15 protein-coding genes are annotated in these 26,235 nt (G+C 68.5%); 7 read left to right on the top strand and 8 right to left on the bottom strand.

The annotated features are described in order from the left end of the window. Positions 1-116: 116 nt before the first annotated feature. Positions 117-548, top strand: coding sequence for a protein-tyrosine phosphatase family protein (locus tag NV2_RS09980; RefSeq protein ID WP_067871290.1), 432 nt, complete (start codon positions 117-119; stop codon positions 546-548). Between the two features lie 50 nt (positions 549-598). On the opposite strand, the gene NV2_RS09975 is transcribed toward NV2_RS09980, so the two are convergent. From NV2_RS09975 to NV2_RS09965, 3 genes are read right to left on the bottom strand one after another with little or no spacing between them, the layout of a single operon-like run. After that, positions 599-1,252 (bottom strand): response regulator transcription factor, encoded by a 654-nt coding sequence (locus tag NV2_RS09975; RefSeq protein WP_067871289.1) that lies wholly within the window; start codon positions 1,250-1,252, stop codon positions 599-601. Then, entirely contained in the window at positions 1,243-2,370 is a 1,128-nt protein-coding gene (locus tag NV2_RS09970; RefSeq protein WP_067871288.1) for a sensor histidine kinase, read from the bottom strand. The genes NV2_RS09975 and NV2_RS09970 overlap by 10 nt, the downstream gene beginning before the upstream one ends. A 2-nt stretch (positions 2,371-2,372) precedes the next feature. After that, on the bottom strand, positions 2,373-3,026 hold the full coding sequence (locus NV2_RS09965) for a DedA family protein (RefSeq protein ID WP_067871287.1): 654 nt from the start codon (positions 3,024-3,026) through the stop codon (positions 2,373-2,375). 825 nt (positions 3,027-3,851) lie between these two features. On the opposite strand from NV2_RS09965, the gene NV2_RS09960 reads away from it, so the two are divergent. The 3 genes from NV2_RS09960 (at position 3,852) to NV2_RS09950 (ending at position 19,365) form a co-directional block, all read left to right on the top strand. Then, positions 3,852-17,480, top strand: a complete 13,629-nt coding sequence (locus tag NV2_RS09960; protein ID WP_084474270.1) for a non-ribosomal peptide synthetase — start codon at positions 3,852-3,854, stop codon at positions 17,478-17,480. Beyond that, complete coding sequence (locus tag NV2_RS09955) at positions 17,477-18,466, top strand: ATP-binding cassette domain-containing protein (protein ID WP_067871285.1); 990 nt, start codon at positions 17,477-17,479, stop codon at positions 18,464-18,466. Before NV2_RS09960 ends, NV2_RS09955 begins: the two co-directional genes overlap by 4 nt. 116 nt (positions 18,467-18,582) lie before the next feature. After that, entirely contained in the window at positions 18,583-19,365 is a 783-nt protein-coding gene (locus NV2_RS09950; RefSeq protein WP_067871412.1) for an ABC transporter permease, read from the top strand. A 68-nt stretch (positions 19,366-19,433) separates the two neighbouring features. Here NV2_RS09950 and NV2_RS09945 read toward each other — a convergent pair whose 3' ends face one another. Continuing rightward, positions 19,434-19,769: an RNA polymerase-binding protein RbpA gene (locus tag NV2_RS09945; protein ID WP_067871284.1), complete on the bottom strand. Its 336-nt coding sequence runs from the start codon at positions 19,767-19,769 to the stop codon at positions 19,434-19,436. Positions 19,770-19,966: 197 nt separating this feature from the next. On the opposite strand from NV2_RS09945, the gene NV2_RS09940 reads away from it, so the two are divergent. Beyond that, positions 19,967-20,293, top strand: coding sequence for a hypothetical protein (locus tag NV2_RS09940; RefSeq protein ID WP_067871283.1), 327 nt, complete (start codon positions 19,967-19,969; stop codon positions 20,291-20,293). On the opposite strand, the gene NV2_RS09935 is transcribed toward NV2_RS09940, so the two are convergent. Next, a complete protein-coding gene (locus NV2_RS09935) occupies positions 20,294-21,277 on the bottom strand; it encodes a glycosyltransferase family 9 protein (protein WP_067871282.1) in 984 nt (327 codons plus the stop codon). A gap of 264 nt (positions 21,278-21,541) precedes the next feature. Between NV2_RS09935 and NV2_RS09930 the strand changes: the two genes are divergently transcribed. Both NV2_RS09930 and NV2_RS09925 read left to right on the top strand, forming a co-directional pair. After that, positions 21,542-21,832 carry a hypothetical protein gene (locus tag NV2_RS09930; protein ID WP_067871281.1) on the top strand — a complete coding sequence of 97 codons (291 nt, stop codon included), beginning with the start codon at positions 21,542-21,544 and terminating at the stop codon, positions 21,830-21,832. A gap of 69 nt (positions 21,833-21,901) precedes the next feature. Next, positions 21,902-22,252, top strand: coding sequence for a hypothetical protein (locus NV2_RS09925; RefSeq protein ID WP_067871280.1), 351 nt, complete (start codon positions 21,902-21,904; stop codon positions 22,250-22,252). A gap of 24 nt (positions 22,253-22,276) precedes the next feature. Here NV2_RS09925 and NV2_RS09920 read toward each other — a convergent pair whose 3' ends face one another. The 3 genes from NV2_RS09920 to NV2_RS09910 all read right to left on the bottom strand — a co-directional run bounded on the left by NV2_RS09920 (position 22,277) and on the right by NV2_RS09910 (position 26,200). Next, complete coding sequence (locus NV2_RS09920) at positions 22,277-22,786, bottom strand: GtrA family protein (RefSeq protein ID WP_067871279.1); 510 nt, start codon at positions 22,784-22,786, stop codon at positions 22,277-22,279. Between the two features lie 85 nt (positions 22,787-22,871). Then, a complete protein-coding gene (locus tag NV2_RS09915) occupies positions 22,872-24,638 on the bottom strand; it encodes a hydroxysqualene dehydroxylase (protein WP_067871278.1) in 1,767 nt (588 codons plus the stop codon). 104 nt (positions 24,639-24,742) lie between these two features. After that, positions 24,743-26,200 (bottom strand): NAD(P)/FAD-dependent oxidoreductase, encoded by a 1,458-nt coding sequence (locus NV2_RS09910; RefSeq protein ID WP_084474268.1) that lies wholly within the window; start codon positions 26,198-26,200, stop codon positions 24,743-24,745. Positions 26,201-26,235 lie beyond the last annotated feature (35 nt).

The raw sequence follows: 26,235 nt of genomic DNA, 5'->3' as shown, positions 1-26,235 counted from the left end.
GGAAAACCACACAGTAGCTGCGGAAAACCGCAGTCGATCGTCGGGAAATCCGCCGTGATCCGGTTGGTCGCGCTCGGTAGCGTTCGTTTCACGGCTGTCACATGGAAGGGCCCTCGATGGTGAAACGGTTATGGGACCCGGAGGCGGCGGGAGTGCTGCGCCTGCCATCCGGACGCATGGTTCGTGGGAGGGGCCTCCGTAACCCTCTCCCACCCGGCGATGTACCTCAATTCGGGATGTATCTGCAAGGCAGCGAACCCGCGCCGGCGGAGTGGGAGAGCCGATGGGTGCAGTGGCGAGATTTCTGGCTGCCGTCCGATCGCGCGGTATTCACTGAGTTACTGCGTGAATTGCTCGAGCGTGCGGCGACCGAGCGCGTCGAAATCGCCTGCGGCGGAGGGGTCGGACGTACGGGTACGGCGATGTCCTGCCTCGCTGTGCTCGACGGGGTACCGGCCGCCGAAGCTGTCGACTACGTCCGAGAGCACTACTCGCGTAGGGCCGTCGAGACGCCGTGGCAAAAGCGGTTCGTCACCCGGTTCGGCTGACGTTCATGTGAGAGAGCGGCCTTCGGGCCGTGGCCTACCGTGCCCACTGCTCAACCGTCCGATTGTGCGCGCAGGTGTTCCAGGATCGCCAGAACTCTGCGGTTGTGCGCTTCACCGACGGGAAGATCGAGTTTGCCGAATATCGCGTTGATGTGTTTTTCGACGGCGCTACGTGTGATGTAGAGGCGTTCGCTGACTGCGGCGTTGCTCAGGCCTTGGGCGATCAGTTCGAGTACGTCGCGTTCGCGGGGCGTGAGTCGTTCGATCGGAGACCCGGCCCGAGTGTGTTGTAGCAGTTGCCGGACCACTTCCGGATCGAAGGCCGTGCCGCCCGCACCGACGCGGGCCACGGCGTCGAGGAAGGAGTCGATGGCGGCGATTCGGTCCTTGAGTAGATAGCCCACGCCGCCGCTGCCGGTGAGGAATTCGGCCGCGTGCCGACGCTCGACGTACTGGGACAGCACCAGGACCGGGATATCGGGTTGTTCGCGACGGATCGTCAACGCGGCCCGGATTCCCTCATCGATATGGTCCGGTGGCATCCGCACATCGGCCACCACCAGATCCGGCGGACGCAGCCGGACGGCGTGTAGCAGTTCGACCGCCGTACCGACCGAGTCGACGACCTCATGGCCTTCGGCGATGAGCAGCTGAGCCAGGCTTTCCCGCAGCAGTGCGGAGTCTTCGGCGAGGGTTATGCGCAAGGTACCTCCGCGGTGATAGTGGTCGGCCCGCCGGCCGGGGAGTCGACGGCGAACGTACCGTCGAGCGCGTGGATCCTGGCCGCGATACCGGACAGTCCGTGCCCGGTCGGGTCGGCGCCGCCACGGCCGTCGTCGCGGATGCGCAGCCGGATGGTATCGCCGGTGTGGCCGACGGTGATCTCGAGCGCCGCGGCACCGGAGTGCTTGATGGCGTTGGTGATGGCTTCGCTGGCAGTGAAATAGCAGGCCGATTCGACCGGTCGCGGTGGCCGCGCGGGGAGATCGATGTCGAGCCGTGTCGGCAGCGGCGTGCGGTCTGCCAGTGCCTCGAGCGTGGCGTGTAAACCGTCGCGTGCCAGCATCGCCGGGTAGATTCGCCACGAGACCTGGCGTAGTTCGTCGAGCAGCTGTCCGGTTTCGGCGCGCGCCCGCTGATGCAGGTCCGCACGCATCACGGCATCGGTTTCGCGATCGACCCGGGCCAGCATGATCGACAGCGCGACCACCCGCTGCTGGACGCCGTCGTGCAGATCGCGTTCGATCCGGCAACGCTCTTCGTCGATGACCTCGGTCACCTCGGCGCGGGTGGTGGTCAACCGGGCGACCCGCTCGGCCAGCTCACCCGCCCCGGGCTTCGCGCAAAATCGCCACGCCCAGAGCTCGGCCCGGGTGACGCCCAGCAGCCCTTGCACGGTGAGGAACACGAAGATCAGCCCCGGTAGGAGGACCACGAGCACGGTTTTCCAGCGGATCTGCCCTGGTTCGGTGGCGTCGACCACCGGGACCGCCGCACCCGACCACGCGCCATAGACCAGTGCCACACCGACCACCAAACCCGCGCCGAGGAGCGCCAGGATCACCCCGCCCAGCAGTCCGAGTGCGATCCGAAGGCTCAGATACCCCACCGCACGCCGACCTGTGGGTTCCCCGGCCGGCGGCTTGCCGAGCAGCAGGCCCAACCTTCGCCGTTCCAGACCCACTGCGCACCGCAGCGGTCGTGGACCGAACAGCCCGGCCACGGCGGCGGCGAGATCCGGCACAACGGTGCCGACACCGAGTGCCGTGGCGACGAGTACGGCAGCGCAGCGGCGCGCGCCGCGCGGTGAGAACATCCGCATCGTCACATCCTCACTTGCCGCATCCGCCGATGCCGGGTCCACACCCGTACGCAGTACACTACGGCCGCTACCAGGACCGCCGTGATCACGGCCTTCTGCAGAATCCCTGCGTAGGTTTCCACTACCGGCCAGTTCTCGCCGAGGAAGTACCCGGACAGCACGAACACCGAATTCCAGATCAGGCTTCCCGCGGTAGTGAGCAGGGTGAATCGCGCCACCGGCATCCGCTCCACGCCGGCGGGGATGGAGATCAGGCTGCGGAAGATCGGGATCATCCGCCCGAAGAACACCGCTTTACCGCCGTGTCGGGCGAACCACTGCTCGGTGCGGTCGAAATCGGACAACTGGACCAGCGGCATCCGATCGATAATGGCGCGGAGCCGGTCCCGGCCGAGCAGTATGCCCAGGCCGTACAGTGCCAGTGCGCCCAGCACGGAGCCCAGCGTGGTCCATATGAGGGCCTCCGCCAACCCGAATTGCCCCTTACTCGCCGTGAAGCCGGCCAGCGGCAGAATGATTTCACTGGGCAGCGGCGGGAAGAGGTTCTCCAGGGCGATGGCTGCGCCCGCCCCCAGCCCGCCGAGCCGCTCCATGAGATCGACGGCCCACCCAGCTACCCCGGTCAACTCGTCGGTGGATTCCATTGCAATAGCCATATTTCGACGCTAGGAATCGGGCGGCGTGCGCACAGTGGTGCCGCCCACCCGGTCCGGTAGGACCCGCCGCAGTACCCCCGGTGCGGTTTTCCACACCCGAGCGGTGGGCGGTCCCGCATTTCGGGGATCTTCGAGACTCTTGTAGGTGTCGCGGCCGGCCGACGACGAACCCTACCCGCCGCGAGGTCAAGGGCCGGGCCAACCTCACCGAGGACCGCCGCCTGGCCCGGCTCTCGCCGTTCATCCGAACCCACATCGTGCCAACGAATCTGAGCCATTGGTCGGTTGGAACCCCGGCGGCGCATCGCTACGGTTGGGGCGCCAACGAGGAGCTCATCGCCGAGGCCCTTCATCCCTACCCCTGAGGAACTCCTGGTGGCTAGCCGACCGACGCGGAAGAATACACCTACTCGACCGGGTGGCTGACCGATCGGCGTTTACCGCGCCCCGGTCCGCATCGGCTCGTCCTCGTGGTGGTACGCCCCTCGATCGGCTGTGTTGGGGTAATCTCCGCGGCACAGCCGCTACGGAAGTGATGGGGCGTAGCGCAGACCGGCGCAGGGCGAGTGCACAACTCGGAGTACCTGAGTACCTGAATCCCGCAAAGTGACAGCAATCGCACGATTGCGACGTATCCGCTCGCCTGGTAGGCCGCTCTGGCCGGCACAAAACGGATCGGCTTTCAGGTAACCACATCGTTACCAGTCCGGCCGCACAGATGCTCCGAATCATAGGGCGTGGATCACGTCCTACCGCTGGCGCGCCTTTTTCCGCCGCGAGTAGGGCACGGGGAGTTGCGTCAACAGCGGCAGAACGGAGTGTTTGATGAGTTCATTGGCCACAGATCGTGTCGACCAATGTGCTTCCGGCGAATTTTCAGCACCACCTTTCGCGCTGTCACCGGCACAAACGGCTCTGTGGTACGCGCAACGGATCCGCCCCGAGGTACCGCTCACCATCGCCCAATACGTCGAGATCCACGGGGATCTCGACGTCGGCCGATTGCTGTATTCCATCGAACGCTTCGGCGCCGAGACCCAGGTCGGGCAGATGCGGTTGATGGAGCTGGACGGTGTTCCGCACCAGGTCGTCGACACGGCGCACCGTCCCGGATGGGAGCGGGTGGACCTGCGCGGTGAATCCGACCCGCATGCGGCCGCGATGCGGTGGATGAACGAGCACGCCAGTACTCCGATGGATCTGGAACGCGAACCGCTCATCGTCAACGTCGTTCTGCGCACCGGCGACGAGGACTACATCTGGTATTCGCGCGCCCATCACATCGTGATCGACGGATACGGTGCCATGAATGCGCTGACCCGCACCGCCGAGATCTACAGCGCGCTGGAAAACCGCACCGAACCGACGGTCTCGCGGGCCGCCGGGCTGGAGGAGCTCTACGCCGGGGAATCGGAATACCGCGAGTCCAGCCGGTATCGGGCGGATCAGCAGTACTGGAGCGAACAGCTCGACGGCGTGGGGGCGACCCTGACGCTGTCGTCGTCCGGTGCCGCATCCGCGGCGCCGGACTCGGGCCGCCGGATCGCCGCGGCGATGCTCGGTGACGGGGTCCAGACCGACCTGGGCGCCGCCGCTGCCAGATTCGACGTCCATCACTCGGCCCCGGTCGTCGCGGCTTTGGCCGGTTACGTGCGCGCCGCCACCGGAACCTCGGATGTGGTGCTGAGCCTGCCCATGTCCGCACGCACCACCGTGGCGCTGCGTCGTTCCGCGGGCGTGGTCTCCAACGTGGTACCCATCCGGGTGCAGATCGGGCCCACCACCACCGTCAACGATGTGGTGAAGGCGACGGAACTGCAGATCACCGGCGCGCTGCGGCACCAGCGCTACCGCCACGACGACATCCGGCGCGACTGCGGATACTCCCGCGACAGTCGTGGCTTCTTCGGCCCGATGGTCAACCTCATGCTGTTCCACAGCGAACTGCATTTCGGCAGCCTGATCGGATCGCTGAACGTCCTGTCCACCGGGCCGGTCGAGGATCTGTCGATCAACCTCTACAACGGCGCCGGCGGGCGTATCCACCTCGACTTCGAGGCGAATCCTCAGCTCTACGGCGCTGCGGAACTGACCCGCCACCACGAACGATTCCTCGACTACCTGGCCACCTTCGCCGTCGCCGCTGCCGATACTCCGGTGTCGGCACTGCCGGGCCTCACCGATACCGAACGCGATCAGGTGCTGTCGCAGTGGAACTCGACCGATGTGCCGGAGCCGGCCGGTACGCTGGCCGGCCTGTTCGGAACGCAGGCGCAGCAGACCCCGGACGCGATCGCCGTCGAATTCGACGGCGAGACACTGACCTACGAGCAGTTGCGGGCCCGCGCCGACCGCCTCGCCCGGATCCTGATCGCGCGTGGAGCCGGTCCGGACACCGTGGTGGGACTCGCGATGCGGCGCAGCCTCGACCTGATCGTCGGCATGTACGCGATCGTGCGTGCGGGCGCGGCCTACCTGCCGATCGATCCCGATCATCCGGCCGAGCGCACCGCCGGGATCATCGCGCAGGCTGCACCGCTGTGCGTGCTGACCGCGGAACGCGACGAGACCGAGCTCCCGCCCGCAGTCGACGTCCTAGACGTGCAGAGCCTGGACCTGGCCGGCGTGCATCCCGCGACCGAGCCGCCGGTCACCGATGCGGAACGGCACGCACCGCTGCGCGCCGGCCACCTCGCGTACGTGATCTTCACCTCCGGATCGACCGGTAAACCCAAGGGCGTCGGCATCACTCACGCGTCGATCGTCAACCGGCTCGCCTGGATGCAGCATCGCTATCCCCTCGACGACAGCGACGTCGTGCTGCAGAAGACTCCGGCCACCTTCGACGTCTCGGTGTGGGAGTTCTTCTGGCCGTTGCAGATCGGTGCGCGCCTGGTCGTCGCGGCGCCCGACGGTCATCGGGACCCGGCCTATCTGGCGCGAATCATCGCCGAGAAGGAAGTCACCACCGCACATTTCGTGCCGTCGATGCTCTCGGTATTCGTCACCGACACCGACGTGCGCGGCTGTGATTCGCTGCGCCGGGTGTTCTGCAGTGGTGAGGCACTGCCCGCAGCGACCGTGCGCGATTTCCACGCCACCGTCCCCGGCGCGCGTCGTCCCGGATCCACGAGCGCGGACCGAACCCAGCTACACAATCTGTACGGCCCCACCGAAGCCGCGGTGGATGTCACTCACTGGACGTGCGCGCCGGAGAACGACATCGTCCCGATCGGCGCACCGATCTGGAACACCCGCGTCTACGTTCTCGACGACGCCTTGCAGCCGGTAGCCCCCGGGGTCACCGGTGAGCTGTACCTGGCGGGGGTCCAGCTGGCGCGCGGATACCTGGGACGTCCCGGTCTGAGCGCCGACCGATTCGTCGCCGATCCGTTCACGCCCGGTACCCGGATGTATCGCACCGGAGACCTGGTGCGCTGGCGGGTCGATCCGATCCCGCCCGCCGGGGCGGACGCCCGGCTTCCCGCGGTGCTGGAGTATCTGGGGCGCAGCGATTTCCAGGTCAAGATCCGCGGTCAGCGCATCGAACTCGGTGAGGTGGAGGCGGCGCTGGGCAACGACGAGCGCGTGGCTCGGGCGGTCTGCGTCGCCCATACCGGCGCCGACGGCGATCAACTCGTCGCCTATGCCGTGGCCGCACCCGGCCACACCCTCGACGGTGCGGCACTCGTCGCCGACCTGCGTGGTGTGCTGCCCGGTTACATGGTGCCGACGGTCGTGCAGGTTCTCGACGAACTGCCGCTGAGCGCCAACGGCAAGATCGACCGCAAGGCGCTGCCCGCCCCGGCCGCGCCGGCCCGCCGCGGCGGCACCGGAATCGTGGAGCCACGCACCGACGCGGAGCGGCACCTGGCCGCCCTGGTCGTCGAGGTCCTCGACTGCGACACCGTGGGTGTCGAGGACAATTTCTTCGATCTCGGGGGTAATTCCCTGTCGGCCGCGCGTGCCGTGGCCCGGATCAACGCCGCATTCGGTTCCGGGCTCACCATTCGGGACCTGTTCGAATCGCCGACCGTGGCCCAGCTGGCCGCGCGGGTCGGCGAGCACACCGTCGATCAGGCCTCACCCAAGTTGGTGGCCGGCCCGCGGCCGCACCAGCTGCCGCTGTCGCTGGCGCAGCAACGGTTGTGGATCCTCAACCGGTTCGCCGAACATGCCGGTGCGTACAACATGCCGCTGGCCGTCGAACTCACCGGACCACTCGAGGTCGAGATGTTGCGCGCCGCCCTGGTCGACGTGCTCGAACGTCACGAAAGCCTGCGCACCACCTTCCCCGATTCACCGACCGGACCGGTACAGGTGATCCACCCCGCCGCCGACATTCCGCTCGCACTGGACCCGATCGTCGCCACCGACGACGACGCCGTGGCCTCGGCCACCGAATACGCCGGGTACGGGTTCGATCTGCGCAGCCAGGCCCCGATCCGGGTGGCGTTGTACGCGACCGGCCCGGACCGGCACATCTTCCTGGTCGTGTTGCATCACATCTGCGGTGACGGCTGGTCGGTGGCGCCGCTGGCACGTGACCTGATGTCCGCGGTCGCCGCGCGCAGCACCGGCCGGCCGCCGCAGTGGACGCCACTGCCCGTGCAGTACGCCGATTTCGCGCTGTGGCAGCGCGAACTGCTCGGCGACGAAACCGATCCCTCCAGCGCATTGTCGCGGCAGCTCGCCTACTGGCGTACCGCGTTGGCCGAGCTGCCCGATCAGCTGGATCTGCCGCTGGACCGCCCGCGCCCGCGCCACCGCGATACCGCCGGTGGCCGAGTCGAATTCACCATCCCGGCCCACACCCGCCGCGCGGTCACCGAGCTGGCCGCCGAGCGCGGCGTGAGCAGCTTCATGATTGTGCACGCCGCACTCGCAACCCTGCTGTCGCGGTTGTGCAATACCGGCGACATCGCAATCGGCACACCGATCGCGGGACGATCGGATCCGGCGCTCGACGATCTCGTCGGCATGTTCGTCAACACGCTCGTGCTGCGCACCGAGGTCGATCCGGCCACCGGATTCGATCGCATGCTCGACCGGGTTCGCGAAACCGACCTCGACGCCTTCGCGAATTCCGATGTGCCCTTCGAACGGCTGGTGGAGGTGGTGAACCCGTCTCGCGACGCGGGCCGCCATCCGCTGTTCCAGGTGATGCTGTCCTACGAGAACACCCCGGAACTGCGGGTCGACCTGACCGGGCTGAGTGCGCGCATCCTGCCGATGGACGTCGGCGTGGCGAAGTTCGATCTGCAGCTGGTCGTACACGACAGCGACGCCGCGGTACCCGAGGACGGACCGCTCACCGCCGAATTCGGTTACGCCGCAGATGTCTTCGACGCGGCCACGGTCACCGCGATCGCGCGACGGTTCGTGCGACTGCTCGATGCGGCGGTCGAGGCACCACAGACACCCGTCGGTGACCTGCCGATCCTCGACGCGCGCGAGGTCGGCAATCTGGTGCCGATCACCGGAGCACCGGGAGTCCCGCCGCTGAGCCTGGCGCGACTGCTGAGTGAGACCGCCGAACGGGTGCCCGAGGCGGTCGCTGTGCGCTACCAGGGCGCCGATACCACCTACCGGGAGATCGACGAGGCATCCAACCGCCTCGCCCGGGTGCTGCTCGGGCAGGGGGTGGGCCCGGAGGTGGTCGTCGCGATCGCCCTGCCGCGTGGCCTGTCCTCGATCACCGCGATCTGGGCCGTCGCCAAGACCGGCGCCGCCTATGTCCCGGTCGATCCGGATTACCCGGCCGATCGCATCGGGCACATGCTCGACGACTCCGGCGCACTGCTGGGCCTGACCGATTCCCGCAGTCACGACGCTCTGCCCCAACGGCCGCTGCGGGGTGGCCGGCACAGCATGCGCGGTGCCGACTGGCTGCTGATGGACTCCGACGCCCTCGCAGCGGACCTCGCCCGGGTGTCGCCCGCGCCGGTCACCGACGCCGACCGGCCACTGCCGCTGCGCATCTCCCACCCCGCATATCTGATCTACACCTCGGGATCGACCGGGCGGCCCAAGGCGGTCGTGGTCACCCACGGTGGTATCGCGTCGCTCGCCCACGAACAGCGGCACCTGTTCCGGGTCGGGGAGTATGCCCGGACCCTGCACTTCTCCTCACCGTCGTTCGACGCGTCGGTGCTGGAACTGCTGCTGGGCTTCGCGGCGGGCGCCACCATAGTCGTGGCCCCGGCCGGCCTCTACGGCGGCGCCGAGCTGGCGACGTTGCTGCGCGAGGAACAGGTCACCCACGCATTCGTCACCCCGGCCGCGCTGGCCACCGTCTCCCCGGACGGGCTCGACGACCTCGAGGCCGTGATCGTGGGCGGCGACGCCTGCCCCGAGGACCTGGTCCGCACCTGGACCGCCCGCCACCGCATGCACAACATGTACGGGCCCTCCGAAGCCACCGTCGCCGCGACCGCCACGGCCCCGATGGTCGCGGGCCGGCCCGTGCCGATCGGGAAGCCGGTGCGTGGCATGCGGCTGTTCGTCCTGGACCAGCGCCTGCATCCGGTGCCGCCCGGCGTCCCGGGCGAGCTGTATCTGTCCGGGCCCGGCCTGGCCCGCGGATACCTCGGCCGCAACGGGCTCACCGCCGCCCGCTTCCCCGCCAATCCGCACGGCCGCCGCGGCGAACGCATGTATCGCACCGGGGATCTGGTGATGACCGACGTCTCCGGCGAACTGCGCTTCCTGGGTCGCGCCGACGATCAGGTCAAGATCCGCGGCTTCCGCATCGAACTCCGCGAGATCGACCATGTGCTGCGTGACCACCCGGGCGTCCGATTCGCCATGACCGTCGTGCACACCGGCGAACACGGCGCTGCCCGGCTGGCCTCCTACGTGTCCGGTGACCCCGGACTCGACCCGGCACAGGTGCTCGATACCGCGCGGCGACGGCTGCCGGCCTATATGGTTCCGGCCGCGATCACAGTGCTCGACCGGGTGCCCGTGACACCGGCCGGCAAGGTCGATCGCAAGGCGCTGCCCGCACCGGAGTTCACCACGGCCGGGCCCACCCGGGCACCGGAATCGGCGCTGGAACGCCGGGTCGCCGCGGTATTCGCCGCGGTATTGGGTCACGCCGTACCCGGGGCCGAGGACAGCTTCTTCGACGCCGGCGGGAATTCCCTGCTCGCCACCCGTCTCACCGCCGCACTACACGCCGAATTCGAGGTGGAACTCCCGGTCCGGGCCATCTTCGAGGCGCCCACCGTGGCGGGAGTCGCCGCACAGCTCGGCGTCGCGCCGCAGACCCGGCGCCGGCCGCTGCAGCCGTATCGGCCCCGCCCACAGCGGCTGCCCTTGTCGCTGCCGCAGCAGCGGATGTGGTTCCTCAACCGCTACGCCCCCGAATCCAGCGCCTACAACATCGCATTCGCGCTGCACATCGAGGGGGAGCCCGATCTGCCGGCACTGCGGGCGGCGCTCGCCGACCTGGCCGAACGGCACGAGGTGCTGCGCACCATCTTCCCGGAGGACGAAGCCGGCCCCCATCAGGTGGTCCTGGGCTCCGACAGCTGCTCACCCGTTCCGGAACCGGTGAGCACCGACGAACAGGGCGCTGCCGCGGCACTGCGCACACTGGCACAGCAGGGATTCGACCTCACCCGCGAGATCCCGCTGCGCACCATCGTGCTGCGTACCGGACCGCACAGTTACCGGCTCGGCATCGTGGTTCACCACATCGCCGCCGACGGGTGGTCGTTCGGACCGCTGACCGCAGACCTGATGGTCGCCTACAGCGCCCGCCACGCAGGCGCGGCACCGGCGTGGACCCCGCTGCCCGTGCAGTACGCGGACTTCGGGCTGTGGCAGCGCGAGAACCTCGGCGACGAGACCGACCCCGACAGTGCCGCGGCCGAACAACTGCGGTTCTGGCGCGAGACCCTCGCCGGCCTGCCCGAGGAACTGCCGCTGCCCTACGACCGGCCGCGTCCGGCCGAGCCGTCCCAGCGCGCCGGCAGTGTCCATCTCGACCTGCCGCGCGAACTGGCCGAACGACTCGACGCGGTGGCGCGGGCCCAGAGCATGAGCCGGTTCATGGTGCTGCGCTCGGCGTTGGCGGTCGTGCTGCGCGCCGTGACCGGTGGCCGCGATATCGTGATCGGCACACCGGTCGCCGGCCGCTCCGACACCCGGCTCGACGAGCTGGTCGGCATGTTCGTCAATACGTTGATGTTGCGGTCCGACGTCGATCCCGACCGGAGTTTCGCCGAGCAGCTGCGGGCCGACCGCGACGGCGAGCTGGCCGCGATTGCCCACGCGGACCTGCCCTTCGAGCGCATCGTCGAGGAACTGGGGCGGGGCAACGGCGGACCGCGCCCGCCACTGCAGGTCGCGCTGACCCTGCAGGACAACACGGCGCCCGCCCTCGAACTGCCGGGGTTGCGCCTGCACGCCGAGGAACTCGACATCGCGCTGGCGAAGTTCGACCTCGAACTCCGCATACCCGCCGACACCGGTGGTCTCTCGATCGTCTACGCCGCGGAACTGTTCGACGAACAGACCGTCCGGATATTCGCCGAGCGCCTGCTGTCGGTCCTGGAAACAGTCGCCACCGATCCGCGAATTCTCGTGCGTGACATCGATGCTCGCACCGATGTCGAGCGGACGTATTTCGCGCCGCTGCGCGGCCCGGAGCCGGCGCCACGGTGCAGTCTGGCCAACTACTTCACCGCCACCGCCCAGATGCACCCGGACCGGATCGCGGTCCGCAGCGGCGACACCGAACTCACCTATGCCGAACTGGACCGTTATTCCAACCGGATCGCGCGCGCCCTGCTCTCGCGCGGGATCGGCACCGGTGACCGGGTGGCAGTGGGTGTGACCCGGTCGGTGGAATCGGTGGCCTCCGTACTGGCGGTCACCAAATCCGGTGCGGCCTTCGTCCCGGTCGACCCGACCTATCCGAGCGGGCGTATCGGGCATATGCTGCGCGACTCCGGATGCGTCCTGGGTATCACGGTCTCCGGGCACCGGGACCGGCTGCTCGAGGCAGCGCCGGAGACGGACATCGAGTGGCTGGCGCTGGACGACGAACGGGTACGCGCCGAATTCGCCGCCCACGACGACCGCACCGTCACCGACGGCGAACGCCCGGGCACGATCCGGATCTCGGACCCGGCTTATCTGATCTACACCTCCGGGTCGACCGGAAAACCCAAGGGCGTGGCCGTCACCCATGCCGGACTGTCCAACTTCGCCGACGACATCCGCGACCGGATGCGAGTCGACGAGGAGGCTCGCACCCTGCACTTCGCGAGCCCCAGTTTCGACGCGGCCGTGCTGGATCTCCTGCTGGCCGTCGGCTCGGGCGCGACGATGGTGATCTGTCCGCCCGACATCTACGGCGGCGACGAACTCGCCGACCTGATGGAACGCGAACGTATCAGCCACACCTTCATGACACCGGCCGCCCTGGCCACCATCGATCATCGGCGCCGGCCGCTCCCGGACCTGCGCGCCATCATGGTCGGTGGTGAGGCGCTGAGCTCGGATCTGGTCGAGCGATGGGCACCCGGGCGGGAGATGTTCAACGGGTACGGGCCGACCGAAACGACCATCGTGGTGACGATCGCGGGCCCGGTCCGCGTCGGTGCCCCGATCACCATCGGATCACTGGTGCGCGGCGTCCATGCCCTGGTACTGGACGAGCGACTGCGTCCCGTACCCCTGGGCGTGCCCGGTGAGCTGTATCTGGGTGGCGGGTCGATCGCGCGCGGATACGACGGCCGCCTCGCGCTGACCGCTGCCCGGTTCGTGGCCGATCCGAGCGGGCCCGCGGGGGCCCGTATGTACCGCACCGGCGACGTGGTGCGGTTGCGGGCCGACGGTGAAATCGTGTATCTGGGCCGCAGTGACCACCAGGTGAAGGTGCGCGGTTTCCGCATCGAACTCGGTGAGATCACCGAGGTACTGGCCGGCCACCCGGCACTGCGCTTCGCGCACACCGAGGTTCGTGAGATCGCCGGTACCGCGCGGATCGTGTCCTACGTGCAGCCCGCCGATCCGGCCGTCCCGGTCGACACCGACGCGATCCGGGCGTACGTCGCCGAACGGCTGCCCGCCCACATGGTGCCGGGCAGTGTGACGGTCCTCGACCGGATTCCGCTCACCCCCGTCGGCAAACTCGACAGCGCCGCACTGCCCGAACCACAGGCGGTCGTAACCACCACCGGCCGGGCGCCGCGGACCGAGCACGAACACCTGGTCGCGCAGGTGGTCGCCGAACTCGTCGGCGCGGAAACGGTGCACGCCGACGACAACTTCTTCGAGATCGGCGGAAACTCGCTACTGGCAACGCAATTGGTTGCACGACTGCGTGCCGCCAGCGGTGTCGGTATCGAGGTACGCGCCGTCTTCGGCGCGCCCACCGTCGCCGAACTGGCTACGCTGCTCGAGGGCGGCGCCACCGGCGACGACGGCCCGGCACTGGTGCCGCGGGAGCGTCCCGCGCGCATCCCGCTGTCGGCAGCCCAGCGCCGGCTGTGGTTCCTCGACCGGTTCGACGCCTCGTCGGACGCGGAACCCTCCGGGGTCTACAACGTGCCTGCCGCGCTGCGCATGCGGGGGATGCTGGATGTGCACGCTCTGCGCTCGGCGCTGCACGCACTGCAGCAGCGGCACGAGACATTGCGCACGGTGTTCCCGGAGATCGACGGCGAACCGTACCAGCAGATCCTGGATCCCGGCGCGGCCGCGATCGATCTGCCTGTGGTCGACCTCGACGAAGGCGAAATCGATTGGGCGGTAGGTTCGTTCGCCGCCTCCGGTTTCGACCTGGCGCACACCGCGCCGCTGCGTGCACAACTGCTGCGGATCGCTTCCGACGATCACGTCCTGGTGCTGGTCGTGCATCACATCGCGATGGACGGCTGGTCGCTGGCACCACTGGCCGCCGATATCGCGACCGCCTACCGGGCCTGTGCTGCCGGCACGACACCGCACTGGGAGGATCTGCCGGTCCAGTACGCCGACTACACGCTGTGGCTGCGCGACACCCTCGGCGCCGAGGACGATCCGGACTCGCCCGCCAGCCGGCAACTCGACTACTGGCGTGGTGCCCTGGCCGGGATACCCGAACTGCTCGCCCTCCCGGCCGACCGGCCCCGGCCGCCCACGCCCAGCTACCGCGGTGGCACCGTGGACTGTGCGCTCGACGCCGGAACCCACCGCGCACTGCAGGCCCTGGCGGCACAGCACGGCGTCACCATGTTCATGGTGTTGCACGCCGCCCTGGCCACCCTGCTGCACCGGATGAGCGCCGAGGACGACATCACCGTCGGCACTCCGATCGCGGGCCGGGGACGGCAGGAACTGGATGCCATGATCGGCATGTTCGTCGGCACCCTGGTCCTGCGGACCCCGGTGTCGGGGGACGGCAGCTTCGCCGACCTGTTGCGTACTGTGCGTGATGCCGACCTCGAGGCGTTCGCCCACGCCGACGTGCCGTTCGAACGGCTCGTCGAAGTGCTGAACCCGGCCCGGTCGCGGGCGCATCATCCGATGTTCCAGGTGATGCTGTCGGTGCGCAACGAACCGGTGCGCACCCTCGACCTGCCGGATCTGCGCATCGAAAGCCACGACGCCGATCCCGGCATCGCCAAATTCGATCTGCAGTTCACCCTCACCGAATCCTGGACCGCGCAGCGCGAACCCGACGGCATCACCGTCTCGGTCAATTTCGCTCGCGACCTGTTCGACGCCCCGACCGCCGCGCGCATCGGTGCCCGATTCACCAGGCTGCTCCGCAGTGCCGCGGCAGCCCCGCACCGGCCGGTCGGGGACCTGGAGGTGCTCGCCCCGGCCGAGCGGACGGCCCTGTCGCCGGTGCGCGGGGCCGAGGCCGGTGCGCCGCGCACCTTGGCCGATGTCTTCGCTTCGGCGGTGGCGGTCGACCCGGGCGCCGTCGCGCTGCGCAGTGGCGAGATCCAGATCACCTACGAAGCGCTGGACCGCTGGACCAACCGCTTGGCCCGCATGCTGATCGCGCTCGGCGTCGGTCCGGAAACACTGGTGGCGCTGGGTATCCCACGGTCGGTGGAATCGGTGGCGGTGACCTTGGCGGTGGCGAAGGCCGGCGCGGCGTTCGTTCCCGTCGATCCGAACTATCCCGAGCACCGCATCACCCATATGCTGACCGATTCCGGTGCGGCACTGGGTATCACGCTCGCCGCCTATCGCGACCGGATGCCGGTCGGTTCCGAGTGGGCAGTTCTGGACGAACCGAAGCTGCGGCAACGCGTGCTGCGTACCTCCGATGCGCCGATCGCGCCGGGAGAGCGCCGCGGACGGGTGCGGGTCGAGAATCCCGCCTACGTCATCTACACCTCCGGCTCGACCGGTACCCCCAAGGGCGTGGTGGTCACCCACGGCGGTCTGTCGCATTTCGCCGCCGAGACCGCCGAACGTTTCTCGGTGGGACCGGACAGCCGAGTTCTGCATTTCGCGACCCCGAGCTTCGATGCGGCCATGCTCGATCTGCTGCTGGCACTGGGTGGCGCCGCGACTCTCGTGATCACCCCGCCGGGGGTGTACGGCGGAGCGGATCTGGGCCGGCTCCTGCGCCGCGAGCGCATCACCCATGCCTTCATCACCACGTCCGCGCTGGGCACCGTCGATCCGACCGGAATCGACACCTTCCAGCACGTGCTGGTGGGCGGCGAGGCATTGCCGCCGGAACTGGTGGCCCGCTGGTCGCCCGGCCGGAATCTGTACAACGTGTACGGACCGACCGAGACCACCATCGTCACCGTCATCTCCCCGCCGACCGCACCCGATCGTCCGATCGTCATCGGCGAGCCGATCCGCGGTGTCGACGCGGTGGTGCTGGACCGGCGCATGCATCCGGCGCCGGCAGGTGTCGTGGGCGAGCTGTATCTGGCGGGGCCCGCGCTGGCCCGCGGATACCACGATCGTGCGGGGCTGAGCGCACAGCGCTTCGTCGCGAATCCCTTCGGAGCACCGGGGGAGCGCATGTACCGCACCGGCGATCTGGTCCGGTGGGTCGGGCGCGGTGAACAGCAGGAACTGGAGTACGTGGGCCGCACCGACCATCAGGTGAAGATCCGTGGGTTCCGGATCGAGCTCGGCGAGATCGACACCGCGCTGGCACGGCACCCCGAAATCGAATTCGCGACCACGATCGGTCACCGCACCACCGCGGGTGCGACCGCCCTGGTGTCGTATGTGAAGACGCGAACCGGTGCTGCCGCGACGGCGTCGTCGCTGCGCACTCACGTCGCCGGTCTGGTGCCCAGTTATATGGTGCCGCAATCGATCATGCTGCTCGACGAGGTGCCCTTGTCGCCGGTCGGCAAGTTGGACCGTAAGGCGTTGCCGGAGCCGGTGTTCGGTGCCGAGCACAGCTACCGGGCGCCCGCCGGTCCGGTCGAGACGGCCGTGTGCGACGCGTTCGCCGACGTGCTCGGACTGCCCACCATCGGTGCGGACGACGGCTTCTTCGACCTCGGCGGCAACTCGTTGCTGGCGACGAAGGTGGTCGCGCGGCTGCGTGCCGCCGGAATCGAGATGCCGGTGCAACTGATGTTCGCCGAATCCACCCCCGCCGGTATCGCCCGGCAGCTCGGCGGATCGGCGGAGGACGCCCTGGCCGTCGCCATGCGTCCGCTGCTGCCGATCCGGCCGGCCGGGCAGTCGCCGTTACCACCGCTGTTCTGCGTACATCCGGCGATCGGCCTGTCGTGGTGCTACGCGGGTCTGCTGGCTCACCTGCCCGCCGACCGTCCGGTCTACGGCTTGCAGGCACCCCACATCACCGGTGCCGAGAGCCACGATTCGATCAGTGCGGCGGCGAAGGATTATGTGGCGCATATGCGGTCGGTTCAGCCCGAGGGGCCGTATCTCCTGTTGGGGTGGTCGCTGGGTGGCCTGATCGCCCACGAGATCGCTGTTCAACTGCAGGAGGCCGGTGAGCAGGTGGCGTTGCTGGCGATGATGGACAGCTATCAGCTCGGGGACCGCTGGATGGAGCAGGCGATGCCCTCGGTGGCGGACATTCTCGGCGAATTCGGCACCGACGCCCCCGAGGAGGGGCTGGATGCGGCACTCACCCTCACCCAGGCCGCGGAACTGCTCCGCAGCCGTCCGGGGCCGTTCGCCGCTCTGACGATGGATCATCTGCAGCGGCTGTACACCGGGTACGAGAACGGCACGGTGCTCGCGAACGGGTTCCGGCCCGGCGTCTTCGACGGCGACGTGGTGTTCTTCACCGCGGCCGACGACGAGGTGAATCTCGCCGATCCGGCCCGCTGTGCACAGGCGTGGGAGCCGTATGTGACCGGCACCGTCCACGACCACGCCCTGCAGTGCCGGCACTCCGGCATGACGACACCGGAAGCGCTGGCCGTGGTCGGACCGGTCCTGCGCGAACAACTGGAAGTCGCCGCGGGCGACGACACGGAGGAGTCACTGTGAGCCTGGCAGTGGAAGTCACGGGTCTGGTCAAGAAGTACGGTCGGGCGACGGTCCTCGACGGCATCGATCTGGAGATACCGTCGGGCACCGTCATGGGATTGCTGGGCCCCAACGGCGCTGGCAAGACCACGACAGTACGCATCGTCACCACCCTGTTGAAACCCACGGCCGGGGAGGTCCGGGTCGCCGGGGTGGACGTCATCCGGCATCCGGCGCAGGCCCGCACCCGCATCGGCTTGTCCGGGCAGTACGCCGCGGTGGACGAGAATCTCTCCGGATTCGAGAACCTGCGGATGGTGGCCCGCCTCTACGGCATGGACCGCAGGAGATCCGCCGATCGAGCGAACGAGCTCCTCGTGTCGCTGGGCCTCGAGCATGCGGCCGGTCGCCGAGCCGGCACCTATTCCGGGGGCATGGCGCGGCGCCTGGATCTGGCGGGCGCCCTGGTGGCGCGTCCCACCGTGGTCGTGCTGGACGAGCCGACGACCGGCCTCGACCCTCGAGGTCGGCTCGACATGTGGAAAGTGATCGGCGACCTGGTGGACGACGGGACCACGGTGCTACTCACCACGCAGTACCTCGAGGAGGCCGATCAGCTGGCCGACCGGATCACGGTGATCGACCGGGGCCGGGTGATCGCACGGGGGTCGGCCGACGAGCTGAAGACGTCGATCGGCGGCGACCGGCTCACGATCGTCCTCGCCGAGGGACAGGACCCGGGCCCGGCGAAATCGGTGCTGAGTCAGGTCGGCCTCGGCGAACCGATTCACGAACCGGGCGCCGATCATGTGTCGATCGTGGTCGGCGACGGCACCCGAACCATGGTCGAGGCATTGCGTCGGCTGGACGACGCGGGGGTCTGTGTGAAGGACGCGGATGTCCACCGGCCGAGTCTCGACGATGTGTTCCTGTCGCTGACCGGAACCCCGGCGACACCGGTGGAGGAGCCCGAAACCGATGAGGCAGTAGAGGAGATCATGTCGTGAGTACTGCGGAAGCGGCAGTCGCCGAAACCGATTCGGCGCCCGAGCCCACTCGGCAACCGGACGAGGCGCCCGTCCGGCCGGACACCGAGGTGGCGTCGATACCCGCCGTCGTGAGGGTGTTCCGGGACAGTGCCATCATCGCGTACCGGAATCTGCTCACCATCCTGCGTGTGCCGACATTGCTGGTCACCGCGACGATCCAGCCGCTGATGTTCGTATTCCTGTTCGCCTATGTCTTCGGTGCGTCACTGGGCGGCGGCCAGTACCGGGAGTTCCTGCTGGCCGGCATCTTCACCCAGACGGTGGCGTTCAATGCCGCGTTCACCACCGTCGGCCTGGCGAACGACCTGCAGAAGGGCATCATCGACCGGATGCGGACGTTACCGATGTCGAGGCTGGCCGTGCTGATGGGACGCACACTGTCGGACACGGTGGTGAATGTGGTGGCGCTGGCGGTCATGGTCGGCTGTGGCTACATCGTGGGTTGGCGGATCAACGGTTCGGTCGCCGACGCCGCCCTGGCCTTCGCCATCCTGTTGTTGTTCGCGTTCGCGATGTCGTGGGTCGGGGCTCTGACCGGTCTGATCGCGCCGAACGTGGAAGTCGCACAGAGTGCCGGCCTGATCTGGCTGTTCCCGGTGACGTTCATCTCCTCGGCGTTCATTTCCGCGGAGACGCTGCCGGGCCCGCTGCGTTCGATCGCGGAGTGGAATCCGATCACGGCGGTGGCAGCATCCGGGCGTCAGCTGTTCGACAACGGATCACCGCCGACCTTCGCGCCGCCGCACGGCTGGCCCGTCGATCACGCGGTGGGATATGCCGTGGCGTGTTCGGTGGCGATCCTGCTGGTGGCCATGCCGCTGGCGCTGCTGCAGTATCGCAAGGTGGCCAGTCACTGACGAATACGGATCGTCCCCCACACCCGTTGCAGGTGTGGGGGACGATCCGTATTCGTCTATCCCGTGACTCAGCGGCCGCGGCGCGTCTTGAGCAGGTCCAGACGCTCCTGCAGCAACTCCTCGAGCTCTTCCTTGGAGCGACGCTCGAGCAGCATGTCCCAATGGGTGCGCGGCGGCTTCACCTTCTTGGGCTCCTGCGTGGTGCCCTCCAGCAAAATGCCTTCCTGGCCGTTGCGGCACAGCCACGTCGGCGGGATTTCGGCCTCGTCGGCGAAGGGAACATCGAATTCCTCGCCACTGTCCGTCCGGTACCGCGCCACTCGACGTGGTGCCAGGTCGTGGTCGCGGTCCGTCTCGTAGCTCACCGCTCCGAGCCGGCTACCTCGGAGTACGCGATCTGCCATGGTGTGCGGTCCTCTCTGGCCTGTCGGCAACGTCTCTACTGCACTGTGTAACGCGTCAGCGGCCCGATCGGTTCCCGTGACGGTCGATCGGACCATTTTACGGCCCGCGCCGAGAACCGATGGCACGGGCCCGGCCGACGCGGTGCCGGTGTGGTCCGGACAGCCGAATGCGCCCGGTGCGGCTAAGGTTGCGGGTCATGTCGCGCCGTGTGCTGTCGTCGTGCCTGTGGTGCGGCCGGGAAATCGCCGAGACCGAGACCGGCCGCCGTCGCCGCTACTGTCGCCAATCGTGCCGTCAGCGCGCCTACGAGCACCGGAAGGGGCTGGAAGGCACCGGTATCCCGGAGGATTCGGTGGTACTGAGCGCTCAGGAAGCGACCGATCTGGCCGACCGCTGGTTCGCGGCCCGGTGTGCCGCCGAGGATGTGGCCACCGCGGTGGCCGAGGGCGCCGATGCTGCCGAACTGGCCGAACTGGCATCGAATCTGGTGCAACTGGCCAAGGACGCCGAACGTCTCCGATGATCAGCCCACCCGGCGGAACGGGGAGGTGTTGCGCCGTTCGGCTTCGGCCCAGCGCCGGCGATCGAGCTGGGTGCCGACGGCCGCGATGACATCGGCGACCGTGAGCTGCAACAGGCCCGGATCGCAGGTGTCGCTGTAGCGGTCGCCTGTGCGGCCCGCCCACAGCGCGATATGGCGCCCCGACAGATGCGGTGGTGGTCCGTTGTGACTGGGCGAGGTGGGGCCGAACAACACGACGGTCCGGGTTCCGAACGCGGTTGCAAGATGGGCGACACCGGTATCGCCGGACACCACCAGCGCGGCCTCGGCGACGGTTGCCGACAATTCGATGAGGTTCTGTCGTCCGGCCAGGACCTGCTCGCGGGCCAGACCGGCGCGGGCCGCGATTCCGAGCGCGAGGTCGCGTTCGAACTCGTCACCGGTCACCACCACCTCACGACCTTGGACAAGCAGGTGGCGGATCACCGCCGCGAACCGTTCGCCGGGCCAGCGGCGGGCGGGCGCACCGGCGCCGACATGGACGACCACGCAGTGGCGGTGGTCGGTGGCGGCCACCGGTGGTACCAGTCCGAGATTGCGGCGGTCGGCGCTGATTCCGGCCGATTCGAGCAGCCGGCAGCAGCGATCGATCTCGTGCATGTCCGGCTGCCACAGCGGGCCCTCGAGTTCGGGGAATGCGGGGTTGGCGTAGCTGAGCAGGCGAGTGGGGGAGGTGCGGGAGAGCTCGACGATGCTTTCGGCGTCGGCGTCCTGGAAATTCACTGCCAGAGCGGGTGCAGGTCCGTCCCAGCGCATCGTGTGCGGATCGGCGGCGGGAACCATCTCGTCGACCGAGGTGATCAGGTCGACGATGGGTTTGAGCCGGTGCGGTGCGGCCAGCACGATGTGATCGTGCGGCCTGGCTCGGCGGAGCGCACGAAGTGCCGGGACCGCGGTGAGTAGATCACCCAGTCCACGTGCGCGCAGCACGAGTACAACCGCCACCCTCTTCTCCTAGCCATCACCCGAGCGACCCAGCAGTTCCGGCCCTCCCGTCGAGCGCCGCCGCTGCGGCGCGACCGGAGAGAGCCGCCTGAGGTGGACTACCCGGGCCGATCCGGCGCGAAACGCAAGTGTGTCCGGGAACCCACTTCCGGTCCGGACCGGTGCGATCCGGATGCGGGCGGGCGGTGCCGACCGTAGCGCCCGCGACCCCGTCGGGGCCGGTAACCTGAACCGCGGTCGGGCCGAAAGAAACTGGAGGATTTAATGATTCGCACCGCAGGACTCGTCACCGCGGCCGTGGCGGCAGGTGTGTGCGCCGTGCTCGGCGCCGGTGCCGCGAATGCCGCGCAGGGTGTGGTGACGGTCAACGGGCAGGAGTATATCGACCCGAGCGGATGCATCGAGCCGCAGGCGTACCAGCTCACCGTCGGCAACAGCACCGACAAGGTGATCGAGGTACACGCCGGACGCGGCTGCACCGGTCCGGTCATCGGGAAGGTCGATCCGGCCGGTATCACGATGGTGCCGCACGGCAGCCTGTTGATCGTCGAATAGCCCCGACCGGTCGCGTAGATCTACTACACGTCGTCGTTGACTGGGTCCGGATGATCTACGCTGTCTGCCATGACAGTCGTCTACAACCTGTTCGTCATCGCTCACCTGCTCGGCCTCGCCGCCATCATCGGCGGGTACGCCGCGAGTCGGCCGACGGTGTCGCAGGTCATGGTCTGGGGTGCGCGAGCACAGCTCGTGACCGGTATCGCACTGGTCGGTATGGCGGAAGGGATCGACTCTCTCGACAAAGACCTCGATATGGCGAAGATCGTGGTGAAACTCGTGATCGCCGTCGTGGTCGCGGGATTGGCCGAGGTGGCGCACGCGGACGCCAAACGCGGCAAGGCGATCGCGTGGATGGCCGATGCGGCCGGGATCCTGGCGATCGCCAACGTCTTCATCGCCGTGCTCTGGCACTGAGTCCGCCACCGGCCGGGCTCGAGATCACAGCGTCTCGAGCTCGGCCGCACGCAGATCCTCGGGGAACACGAAGCGCCGCAACGCCCAGAACCGGAACGCCATGGCCAGCAGTACTCCCAGGATCTGACCGGTCACGAAGTTCGAGAACGCCTGCGCGAACGGGCTGACATGTGGCACCCGGATGTCGAAGATGTACAGCGCGACTGCTTGCGGAATCACGGTCACACCCACCGCGAGCGCACTGACCCCGAAGAACAGTGCCGCCTCGTGATGGCGTTGCCTGCCCCCACGCGTGTTGAACGACCACTCCCGGTTCAGCACATAGGACACGATCGTCGCGATCAACACGCCGAAGATCCGTGCGGTCAACGGCTTGTCCTGCAGCACCGTCAACTTCAGCGCGTACACCACGCCCGTGTCCACGACCCAGGTGATCGCGCCCACCACGGCGAATTTCATCAGCTCCCGATGTGCGAGCAGCAGTGTGCTCCAGCGATCGGGCAGCCGGTCCAGTCCAGCCTGCACCAATGACACGCACTCCACCCTAGCCCCGCGCCACGGGCCCGGCAGCAACCCCGTGCCGCGTCACCGGCATCCGGCGACCGCTGCTCGCACCGGCTCACATATCCATCAGGTGCGGTAACCCGGCGCGAAAGCGATCGGCGTCGAGACGTTTGAACGGCTCGAGCTCCGGCGGCGCATACATCGGGAAGACCGGCACGCGGGGCGCCCCGTCGCCGGCGGCGTCCAGCACCGCGTTGGCGGCCTTGCGGCCCGCCTCACATGCGCCCTCCATCGTCGCGAGATCGATCCCGGTGCGGACATGGTCCCCGCACAGGAACATGTTGCCGATCGCCGTCCGCGCCTCGGGCCGGTGATCCCAGGAACCGACGGTGTTCACCAGCAGGGGAGTGTCGTTGCGGTTGCCGCCGTTCTCGAAATGCACACCGGGGTCGACGAACCACGAATCGAGATCCTCGTCGCGCAACCATCCGGTGCCGGTATTGAGCCATCGCTTCAACTGCGCCCACACCTCCTGTACCACTTCGTCCTTCGAACACCGCTTGGCCGGCTTGCCGAACAGAATCCCCGGCGTATCCCAATCCGAGACGTCGGCGGACAGGCACTCCACCACCGTCCCGTCGCCGTAACGGGCCGCGAAATCACCGCGCCACATGGGAGCCTGCCGCAATGCCGTAATCGCCCACGGTGACCCCAGCGCGGCGATGTGGCCCTCCGGGACACCCGTGGGCCGGCGCAGATAGAACTGCACACCGACCATCCAGTCCATCACCAGTTGCCGGATCCCGCTCAGTGCCGGATCGGCGGTGAGGATCGCGTCGTCGAAGATCGATGCGGCCCGGTCGGCCGGCATCGCGCAGACATACCAGTCCGCGTGTACGCCACCACCACCGGTGGTGGCGCCGGTGATCCGGTCACCGGAGACCTGCAGCCCCGTCAAACCCGCACCGTGCACGAACCGCACCCCCAGGCCGGACAGGTGCGCCACCCACGGATCGATCCATACCTCGCTGGTAGGACCGTTCAGGATCCGGTCCACGCCGCCCCGATATCCGGGGGCGATGCCCGCCCCCGCGAAAACCAGTGCCTCACCGATCGTTCCGATGGTGCGCGCCGAACTGGTCTCCGCCTTCGCCGCCACCGTGATCCGGGTCAGTGCCCGCGCCAGATACTCCCGGTATGCGCGCGATTTCCCGTCCGCCTGCACCGCCTGCATCCACGAGAGATACTCCCACTGGCCGAAACGCCGCTCCGTGCAACTGGTGAACCACATGAGCATCCGGTTTCCGAAGAATGCCAGCTCCTGGGGTGGCAATTGCGGCACGAAACCGAGCCCGGCCACCAGAGAATTGCGCAGCCGGTCGGGAGTCAGCTGGGACAGTCCGGCGATCTCGGTCGGAACCGTCACCGGCGGCAGGTCGGCGAAGCCCGCGACCGTCGATTCCACCCGGATCAGATTGCCGGCCACGCCGTTCGCATTACCCGGGAACGGAATCCGCGCCATCGTGTCCGGAACATGTTGATAGCAGCCCGGGAAGAAGCGAAATCCGTGCTCTCCCGGCAGGTCCGCGCGACCACCGGTGCCGGTACCGGGCACCGGCATACTGCGCGCCTTACCGCCCAGTGCCGACGGTTCGTAGACGGTCACCGCGTAGCCCCGCTCGATCAGCTCATGGGCCGCGGTCAATCCGGCCACCCCACCGCCGAACACCGCCACGGTCCGCCCGGGGCGTACCTCGCGACGTGGTGCTGCGCCCTGCGCACTGCCTGCCCAACCGCCGACCGCGAGCGCGGCACCGGTCAGTGCGGCCCCGCGCAACAGCTCCCGTCGGTCGAATCCACCCGCATCGTTCCCACCGGTCATGTCGACTCCTCGATTCAGCGAGCGGGACCGACCCGGCGCCGGCCCCGGAGCTTCCGATCACCCCGCCCGCGAACCGTTCACGACATCCGGGGAGAAACCGCACGTCACCTCGTCGACACCCGCCGTGGTAACGCCGATTCGTGCCACACCGCGCCCCAGCGTGCGACCTGCCGCTCACGCCACTCCTCGGTGGTGTCGCGGACCTCCTGCAGCACATTGCCGGCCACCGCGGCAGCGGGAGCATGACGCAATGCCTGCACCGCGAACTTCGCCGCTCGGGCGGGGGTGAGCAATTCGTCGGGTGTACGTGCACGTGTCATCACGTCGAGAGCGAGCCCGGCCAGCCGTGGGTCGGCCGCGCCCGAGCGATACAACTGCACCTCCAGCGGGGACATCTCGGTTCCGCGCGCGAGGCGGTTGGTCCACTGGTACATCGGCAGGCATTCGCGTTCCCGGCGGCGCTCCCACCGCGCCAACGCACGATCGAGTGCCCGGGCATCGTCGAGCACGGGAGCGGCGTACTCGCCCAGCAGCCGCCCGTAGCGCATCGCGTCTCGCATGCCCTGCGCGGTGACCGGATCCTTGAAATGCCCGGAATCACCCGGTAGGACCCACCCCGGGCCGCTGGAGTGCCGGAAGTAGGAGGTGATATCGGTGGCCGAGCGGACCCGCCCGAGCAGATCGGAGCCCTCCAGCCGGGCCGCCAGCTCCGGCATCGCGGCGATCATCTCCAGATACCGCTGCGCGGCATGCCGGGTGTGGGCACCGCCGGGCTGCACCGGCGGTTGGATCAGCGACAGCACCGCACCGTTCTCGCTGGGAAAGGCGGTGCCCAGTAGCTCGCCGGTGCGCCATTGTGCGGCCGTCGACCGCCACTCCGGCCGGGCGTCGCGCCAATAGGCGAAATAGCAGTCGCGGCCACTGGGTTTGCTCCGATACGGTGTCGCAGCTCCCGCCAGCCGGGCGACGGTCGAACGCCGGCCGTCGGCGCCGACCACCAGTCGTGCCCGAATCTCCGAGGTGACTCCGGAGCGATCGACCGCCCTGACCCCGACGACGCGGTTCCCGTCGTGAAGCAGGTCGATCACCCTCGTCGACTCGTACACCGTCGCACCCGCCGCGCGGGCAGTGGCTACCAGCGCTGCGTCGAATCCGGTGCGGCGCACGCACATCGCGTAGTCGACGCCGCGTATCGGCGTGAACGGTGCGCGGACCACCTGGCCGGCCCCGGCCGCGAATGCGGTCCGCAGCCTGGGGGCGCCGAGCGCCAACACGCGCTGTTCGGCCCCGAGCGCCACTACCTCGGCGATCCCGGCGGGCCACAGTAGATGGGTGGAGAGCGTGTCGGACGGGAAGCATGCCGAGTCGACGACCGCGACGGTGCGTCCGGCGCGAGCGAACGCTATCGCTGCCGCCGATCCCGCACATCGAGCTCCGACGATGACAACATCGACGAATCCGTCAGGGGCCCTACGTGTTCCGGTCTTGGGCAACGAGGTATCGGGATAGGGCCGCGTGGGATTCGGATCTGCTGCGGTGGGGGTGTGGTCCTCGGTAGGCATCGGTGCCGCCTTCCGGTCACGGTGTTCGGACACTG

Source organism: Nocardia vermiculata NBRC 100427 (assembly GCF_001613265.1).
GTDB lineage: Bacteria > Actinomycetota > Actinomycetes > Mycobacteriales > Mycobacteriaceae > Nocardia > Nocardia vermiculata.
The sequence above is the reverse complement of the archived record's forward strand: the minus strand, read 5'-3'. Positions and strand labels throughout refer to the sequence as shown.